Source organism: Burkholderia sp. HMSC10F09, from assembly GCF_001806955.1.
Taxonomy (GTDB): Bacteria; Pseudomonadota; Gammaproteobacteria; order Burkholderiales; family Burkholderiaceae; genus Burkholderia; species Burkholderia multivorans.
The window spans coordinates 1-7463 of sequence record NZ_KV786827.1; the positions used below are offsets into that span (position 1 = coordinate 1).

7 protein-coding genes and 1 pseudogene are annotated in these 7463 nt (G+C 66.2%); 1 reads left to right on the forward strand and 7 read right to left on the reverse strand.

Translation table 11 applies throughout. The features are described 5' to 3' along the window. A pseudogene (locus HMPREF3115_RS32010) lies at positions 1 to 271 on the forward strand (RNA chaperone Hfq); the annotation flags it as partial. 77 nt (positions 272 to 348) lie between these two features. On the opposite strand, the gene HMPREF3115_RS21220 reads toward HMPREF3115_RS32010, so the two are convergent. The 7 genes from HMPREF3115_RS21220 to HMPREF3115_RS21250 all read right to left on the reverse strand — a co-directional run. Next, on the reverse strand, positions 349 to 999 hold the full coding sequence (locus HMPREF3115_RS21220; protein ID WP_006404926.1) for a DUF2968 domain-containing protein: 651 nt from the start codon (positions 997 to 999) through the stop codon (positions 349 to 351). 112 nt (positions 1000 to 1111) lie between these two features. Then, positions 1112 to 2503, reverse strand: a complete 1392-nt coding sequence (locus tag HMPREF3115_RS21225; protein ID WP_006400291.1) for a sigma 54-interacting transcriptional regulator — start codon at positions 2501 to 2503, stop codon at positions 1112 to 1114. Positions 2504 to 2520: 17 nt separating this feature from the next. Further along, the gene (locus tag HMPREF3115_RS21230) at positions 2521 to 4425 is read right to left on the reverse strand and encodes a TadG family pilus assembly protein (RefSeq protein WP_227747609.1); all 1905 of its coding nucleotides are present in this window, start codon (positions 4423 to 4425) and stop codon (positions 2521 to 2523) included. A gap of 10 nt (positions 4426 to 4435) precedes the next feature. Next, positions 4436 to 4756, reverse strand: coding sequence for a DUF3613 domain-containing protein (locus HMPREF3115_RS21235; RefSeq protein ID WP_070555917.1), 321 nt, complete (start codon positions 4754 to 4756; stop codon positions 4436 to 4438). Between the two features lie 20 nt (positions 4757 to 4776). Beyond that, positions 4777 to 5619, reverse strand: coding sequence for a tetratricopeptide repeat protein (locus HMPREF3115_RS21240; protein ID WP_070555919.1), 843 nt, complete (start codon positions 5617 to 5619; stop codon positions 4777 to 4779). Between the two features lie 19 nt (positions 5620 to 5638). After that, the gene (locus HMPREF3115_RS21245; RefSeq protein ID WP_006400295.1) at positions 5639 to 6631 is read right to left on the reverse strand and encodes a type II secretion system F family protein; all 993 of its coding nucleotides are present in this window, start codon (positions 6629 to 6631) and stop codon (positions 5639 to 5641) included. A gap of 4 nt (positions 6632 to 6635) precedes the next feature. Next, positions 6636 to 7463, reverse strand: an 828-nt coding sequence (locus HMPREF3115_RS21250; RefSeq protein ID WP_070555922.1) for a type II secretion system F family protein, incomplete at its 5' end; no start/stop codon positions are given.

Consider the following 7463-nt stretch of genomic DNA (forward strand, 5'->3'; position numbering starts at 1 on the left):
CTCCCGTGAGCCGCGCGAGGGCTACGGCTCGCGCGAACCGCGCGAAGGGTACGGGTCGCGTGAACCGCGTGAAGGCTACGGGTCGCGCGAACCGCGCGAAGGTTACGGTTCCCGTGAGCCGCGCGAAGGTTACGGTACGCCGCGTGAAAACTACGGTGCGCCGCGCGACGCCGGCGACGCGTCGGGCGGCGGATCGCCTTCCGATACGCGCGGCAGCAACGGGCCCGTCATCGTGACGCGCCGCCGCCGGATCGTGCCGGACGGCCAGTAAAAACAAAAAGGGCAAGCCGGTCGGCTTGCCCTTCTCTCTTCAGGACGCTGCGGCGCCACGCGCCGCCGCTGGATCGGTCAGTGTGCCGCGCTCGGCAAACCGGCGTTGGCCTCACGCTGCAGCGAACGCACCTGCTGCTGCAACGCGCGCAGTTGCGCCTGAAGCTCCGCCTGCTGCGCCTGCAACGCCGCCGTTTCGTCGCGTACGCTCTTCTGGCGATCGGCCACCGCGGCCTGCTGCTCGCGTGCGATCGAAATATCGGCCTGAAGCCGGCGCGCACGTTCCTGCGCGACTTCGATCTGCCGATCCATCTGCACTTTCTGCGATTCGAGCTTGGCCGCGCGCAGCTCGTTGACGGCCAGCCGCTCGGCCTGGCGCGAGAAGTCGCGATAGATCATTTCCGCACGCGCTTCGTCGTAGGTCTTGATCACGCGCCAGAATGCCTTCTGCTGGAACAGCGCGACGAAATATGCGCCGTCTTTCACGTTGAACAGCAGGCTCGAACCGTAGCTGCCGTTGTAGCTCGTGCGCATCTCCGTCAGTGCATGCGCCTGAATCTGACGCTGCAGTTCGTCGACGGTGCTTTGCCCGGTCGTCTCGCCGGCCTGGGCCTGCACCGCCGTCTGCCCCTGCGCATCGACCGAAGGAATCGCAGCCACCGGCGCCGACGCCTGCTGCACCGGCGAGGCCGTATTGCCGGCGAGCCCTTGCGCGTACGCGCCCTGCATGCCTCCTACCGCGGCGAGCAATACGAACGCCCGCCCCAACCCCGTAACATGGCTCTTCAAGTGTTATTCCTCGCGCGAGTTGTTGTAATTCAGCGCGATTTTATCTCATTAATTACTCGCTTTCGCGGGTCTCGGGCTCTTCGTCGAATATCTGGTACTTCCGCATTTTTTCCCACAGCACCTTGCGGCTGATCCCCAGTTGCTGCGCGGTATCCTGGCGCCGCCAGCCGTTCGCGTCGAGCGCGGCAATCACGCGGTTGCGCTCGTTCATGTCCCACTTGCTGCGGTCGACGAACACCTCCGCCGCGCTTTCCGCCGGCACCGGCTGCGCGGCGCTGCGTGCGTGCGCGATCAAGCGCTGCAGCCGCGCGGCGTCCCAACCGCCCGTCTGCCGCACCGTCACGCCGACGCGCTCGGCCAGATTGCGCAGTTCGCGGACGTTGCCGGGGAAATAGCTGTCCGCGACCGCGTCGGCAAGCCAGTACGGCAGATCCGGCAATTCCGCGAGCCGCTCCTCGCCGACCACCTCCGCGACGAACGACTTGAACAGCGCGATCTTGTCGACCGCGCCACGTTCCTCGAGCGACGGAATGTTCAGCTCGATCACCGCGAGCCGGTAATACAGATCCGCGCGGAACAGCCCTTCCTTCACGAGCTGCGGCAGCTTCTTGTTGCTCGCCGCGACGAGACGGAAATCGACCTTGACGGGCGACGTCGCGCCGACACGCAGCACCGCACCGTCTTCGAGCACGCGCAGCAGCTTCACCTGCTGATAGAGCGGCAGATCGCCGACTTCGTCGAGAAACAGCGTGCCGCCGGCGGCCTGCTCGAAATAGCCTTTATGCGCGACCACCGCGCCGGTGAACGAGCCTTTCGCGTGTCCGAAGAACAGCGATTCGAATAGGCCGTCCGGAATCGCGCCGCAGTTGACCGGCACGAATTCGCCGTGCCGATAGCGCGAATGCTTTTCGTGCAGCAACTGCGCGATGCGCTCCTTGCCGACGCCGGTCTCGCCGTGCAGCAGCACGTTCGTATCGCAATCGGCAAAGGTATCGACTTCGCGCAGCAGCGCCTGCATCGATTCCGAGTGCGCGACGAGCACCGAGGGCTGCAGCGTTTCGGCGGCGTGCGCGCGTAATTGCGTGACGAGCTTGCCGACCATGCCGCGCAGTTCCGCGCACGTGAAGTCGAGCGGGAGGATATGCGAGTACTCGGGCGGATACTGCGACGCGTCGTGATCGCGCGCGGCGCCGACCCAGACGACCGGCATGCCGATGTTGGCTTGCCAGTCGCGCAGGAACGCCGCGCCGCTTTCGATCATCGTCACGCTGATGATCGCGAGCGACGGCCGCAACGCGGCGCGTTCGGGCGAGATCTCCGCGTTGTCGGCGCGGATCACTTCGACGTCGAAGCTCGCCATGCATCGGGCGACGCGGTCGACGATGTCCGCCTTGCCTTCCCAGACGTAGAGGTCGAGTTCTTCGATTGCGGGGGGGGTTCTCATCGGTTTCAACTGCTTCTTTAATTACCTACCGTTTGTGCGACACCGCAAGCCAGCGACATATTGTGCACCGTGGCTACGCCGACCTGAACACCAAGGAGCTGAAGCAACGGTACGAGCAGCTGATCCAGTGCTCCAAGTATCGGATTCAGCGTCGATTGAGTCAGCAGTGCGAGCAGATTCCCGATCAACCCGGTGCTCACACGGATCGGGATCCCGAGCAGCGTCGCGTTGACGACGAGCCCCGCCGAACTTGAAAGTGCTGCGACGGGGCCACTCAACGCGTTCGCCAATACGTGGCCCACTCCGGAGCTCGTGCTCTGATAGTCATCGGAATTACCGCTGATCCCGTCGAAAACCAACGATCCGCCCGTGGACGCCACGCCGGGAACCGAGATCGCCGGAACGGTCGCGTTGAGCGTCGCGATGCCGAGCTTGCCGAGCACGTCGACGTTCACCAGCGTCGCCGTCTTGCTGCACGAGTAGCCGCCCGATACGTCCATCATGCCGTACTTGTTGAGCGGCGCGTCGCCGACGCAAGCGTTCAGCAGTCCGGGGGTGGCAGTGATATACGCGCGGCTGTCCGCGGCGGTCGCGGCGCAACTCGTGGACGTTAGCACCGCGGTCCCGGGCGCGACCTCGAGGTAGACCGGCAACTGGACCTGCGCCGAAATACCGAGGAGGCTCAGTAGATCCCATGTCCCGACGCCGATATTCAGGTAGACCGCGACGTCGGCCGTGTGAGCGGATGTACGCCAGGTGCCGGCCGGTTTCGACGGATCCGTGCCGCCCTCGCCGATCGCGATCGTCGGCGGACGAATGACCTGCACTTGCAGCGTCGCCTGGGCGAGGCCGAGCAGATTGAGTCCCGTATTGACGTTGACGGCCGGGCTTTTCGCATTCGCGTTGGCGATCTCCGCAGCTGTGAACAGCAGATCGAGCAAGCTGACCGATGCGTCGGCCGCCGCCTGCGTATTCGCGATGCCGAGCGACAACAGCCCCGGCGCATTGCTCGCGTCGCCGATCGGAATCTGGCCGCCGGGAAGCGTCAGGTGCGCCAGCGTATCGAGCGCGGCAGAACTCGCCGACGAATAGATGCCGAGGTTTGCCACCGACGTGTTCTTCAACGCCGTCGCCATCACCGATACCAGTTGGTTCAGCGTGAGCTTCGTCGCCAGCAACTGATCGACGGTACCTGCGCCGACTTGCGCCTTCACCAGATCGCCGACTTTCACCCGTGTGCACGCGAGCGCCTGATACGAACCGATATTGAGCGACAGCGACGTATTGAGCAGCGCACCGAGCAATGCATTGACGAGCCCTGTGTTGCGCTGATCGGCTGAAACGCTATTGCCGGCGCAATCCTGATTGCTGCCGAACATCGCAAGCGTCGTGCCGATCGAAAACGTGTCGATATTGCTCGCCTTCGCCGTCGACGCGGCGCTGATCGTGCGGGGCGGGCCGATGAAAAAAAGCGGCACGGTCTTCGTGGCCACTACCCGGACCGCATTCAACTGGTTCGTCGCCGTTCCGAAATAACCGGCGGCCGCACCGTAGTCGCTCACGTCCCAGCGGCCGCATGCAATGCTCATCGAATTGCCCGATGCCTGCGCATCGAAGCCGTTCAATGCGGCGCCCCGATATGCAGCCGTCACGACGGCATTCGATCCCGACGCGGTCACGGTCGTATCCGTTTGCGGGCACAAATCGTTCACGCTCTGTACGGCCGCGAGCGCGGTCATGTCCGCCACGCGCTGCAAATCGCGCCGCTGAAAATAGAGATTTCCGACGTCGATCGAGCCCAGCACGATGAGGGCGACCGCAATCCAGATCGCCGCGACGACCGCCACCGAGCCGCGCTGAGCTCTCGAGCCGGCGCGTTGCGACCGGGCAAAACCGTCTTGCCGCCGCGGATCCGAGCGCATCTTCACCTCGCTATTGAGCAGCGCCCGCGCCGAGTGACGACGACATGCCGCTTGAACTCAACGTCGAACCCATCGACTCCGGAATCTTGTGCTTGAACGATTCCAGATACCGCTGATAAACCAGCGACGCGACGTCGCCGAGCAACGGCTGCGTCGGCGCCGCCGCGCGGTTGTCGCGCTGCATCGACAGCCATTCCGTCGTCGAGCGCCCGACGTCCGAAGCGGTCGCCTGCGCACGCGCGACGCCCGAGCCCGCTGCCGTCCACGCGATCGCGCCCGCCAGCGCGATCCGCACCGCCCACCCGTTCCGCTGCCGCTTGTTGCCGTTCATGTCGTTCCCCGCCTGTCCATTCATTGTGCAAACCGTTGCAGCAGCGGCACGGTCTGGTCGTAACCGAGATTGCTCGCCATCGGCGTGATCGGCTCGGTTGCACCGCGACGCGACACGACCGGCGGCGTCGCGACCGCCCGCTGCTGGGCGCGCACGGCCGCCGCGATCCTCGCGGCGTCGTTCGCGATGTCCTTGCGGATGTCGGCCGGCAAGCGCTGTTGATTCATCAGCCGCTGCGCATCCTGCGAGCGCCCGGCCGCGAGCAGATAAAGCGCGAGGTTGCTGACGATCTTCGGATTGCGCTGATCCAGTTCGACCGCCTTCATCAGCGGCACGCGCGCGCCGACCACATCGCCGTTGCGCAGCTTCGCGTACGCGAGATCCGACAGCAGCGACGCATCGGTCGGCGCAAGATCGGACGCGCGCGTCAGCGCCTGCACCGCGCGCTCGAAATCGCCTGCCGCGCCGGCGAGCAGCCCGAGCCCGCGATAGCCACGCGCGGCGAGCGGCGTCTGCAGCAGCTGCGTATACGCGGCCGCGCTCGCGGCCGGCTGATCGGTCATTCGAAGCGCATCCGCACGCAGCAGGATCGTGTCCGGCGAGCCGCCGTACGCCTTCTCGTACGCATCGATATGCGCAAGCGACGCGTAGTACAGTCCCTGCGTCTGCATCCGTTGAATCAATCCCAGATACATCGCCGGCGTATCGGGCACCGCCTGCTTCTGGTCGGCCGCCTGCAGCAGCGCCGCGCGCTCGGTCTGTGCGTTGACGCCGTAGCCGCTGTCCTTCGTCGCGCACGCGCCGAGCAGCAGCGCTGCCGCCGCCGCGCCCGCGCATCGCATCGTCTGGCTGATCCGCTTCATCGTTCTTTCCTTCCGTCCGTCAATGGTGCGGCGACAGCGCGCGCATCACCGCGAGCATCCCGGGCCCGGCCGTCACGATCAGCAGCGCGGGCAACAGCGTCAGCACCATCACGCCGGTCATCTTCACCGTCAATCGACCGATCCGCTCGCGCAGCAGCGCGCGGCGCGTCTCGCGCAGCCGGTCGCCGAATTGCTTCAGCGGCTCCTGCACCGCGCCGCCATGCTTGTCGACCTGAATCATCAAGCGCACGACGGCACGCAAATCCTCGTTGTCGAAGCCGCTCGACAGCCGCTGCAACGACTGCTCGCGCGTGCGTCCCGCCGCGAACTGCCGCTGCGCGATGCCGACTTCCGACGACAGCACGGGCAGCATTCCGCGAAAATCGTTCGTCACGACCTGCAGGCTTTGATCGAGCGACAGCCCGACGCCCTGCAGCAGACGCAGCATGTCGACGAGCAACGGCAATTCGTTGCCGACGCTTTGTCGCCGCGCCGCCGCGCGACGCCGGATGTAAAGCTTCGGCAGCATGAAGCCGACCCCGAACGCCGCGCACATGCCGATCATCCAGTACCCGCCGCTCACACGGCCGCTCGCCACGATCGCGAACAGCAGCGGCAGCCCGACGCCCATCGCGAGCCGCGCGCTCAGAAACAAGCCGCGCGTGCGCGCATCGACGTAGCCGCACTGCTCGAGGAGCCGGCGGTCCTCTTCGGCGACGACGTGCTTGCCGAGCCCTGTGTCGAGCCAGCGCATGCCGGCCGCCGACAGCCGCTCGAGCAAGCGTTCGACACGCTGACTGCGACGCGCATCGGGTTTCGCAGCGGCATCCTCTTCGCCTGCGGGGCGTGTGCGCGCCGCTTCGAGCGCGGCCATCCGCCGGTCGAGCGCATCGTTCAGCGCGCGCTCGGCACGCGAGGTCGCGCTCGCGCGCCGCAACGCAGCGATCCCGAGCAGCAATAGGCCGAATGCGCCGAGTGCGAGCGCCAACGCGCCGATCTGGGTAGCCGTCATTGCATCACCTCAGTCGAGCCATTCGATACAGCCAGATACTGCCGAACAATTGAAGCAGGAACGCGATCACGAGCAGCATTTGCCCGCTCGGGTCGTTCCACATCCCGTGCAGATACTGCGGGTTCGTCATGATCACGAAGCTCGCGATCGCGATCGGCAGCATCACGAGCACGAATGCCGACAGCCGTGTCTCGGCCGACATCGCGGTCAGTTCGCGCTCGGCCTGTTCGAGATCGCGCATGAACACGGCCATGCGTTCGAGCATCACGTCCGCGCGGCCGCCGTATTTGACGGACAACCGCAGCACCGAACCGACGAGCTCGAACTCCTCGGTCCGGTAGATCTTCGCGATATGCAGCATCGCGCGATCGATTTCGACACCGCCGCGCAACATCCGCGACACGTGGTCGAGGCATCCGCGCAGCGGCTCCTCGGTCGTCAGCAACGCGGCCTGGAATGCGGCCGGCACGCTGTTGCCGAGCGTCACGAGCCGCACGATCCCGTCGAGAAACGACGGAATCTGCCGGACGATCTTCAGCCGGCGCCGCTGAATTCGCGACGCGAGCCACACGCCGAACACCGAGATGCCGCAGGCGAGCGCGGCGAGACACGCGAGCGGACCGCCACGGCTGGCGGCGATGGCGGCCAGCGCGACGAGCGCCGCCAGCGCGACGAGCGCCTTGCCGCGCGCATCGGCGATGCCGGCGCGGCTCGCGAGATGGGTCAGATAATCGGCCGCGACCGCGTATCCATGCGACCAGAACGTGCCCGGCGCCGGACCGCCGCGTGCGCCGGCCGGTTGCGGCGTGCCGCGCGGCGCGCCGGATGCTCC

What these genes read in the sequence shown, in the direction of transcription:
- HMPREF3115_RS21220 (WP_006404926.1), bottom strand. Translation starts at nt 999, where the DNA reads ATGCAGGGCGCGTACGCGCAAGGGCTCGCCGGCAATACGGCCTCGCCG.
- HMPREF3115_RS21235 (WP_070555917.1), bottom strand. Translation starts at nt 4,756, where the DNA reads ATGAACGGCAACAAGCGGCAGCGGAACGGGTGGGCGGTGCGGATCGCG.
- HMPREF3115_RS21225 (WP_006400291.1), bottom strand. Translation starts at nt 2,503, where the DNA reads ATGAGAACCCCCCCCGCAATCGAAGAACTCGACCTCTACGTCTGGGAA.
- HMPREF3115_RS21230 (WP_227747609.1), bottom strand. Translation starts at nt 4,425, where the DNA reads ATGCGCTCGGATCCGCGGCGGCAAGACGGTTTTGCCCGGTCGCAACGC.
- HMPREF3115_RS21245 (WP_006400295.1), bottom strand. Translation starts at nt 6,631, where the DNA reads ATGACGGCTACCCAGATCGGCGCGTTGGCGCTCGCACTCGGCGCATTC.
- HMPREF3115_RS21240 (WP_070555919.1), bottom strand. Translation starts at nt 5,619, where the DNA reads ATGAAGCGGATCAGCCAGACGATGCGATGCGCGGGCGCGGCGGCGGCA.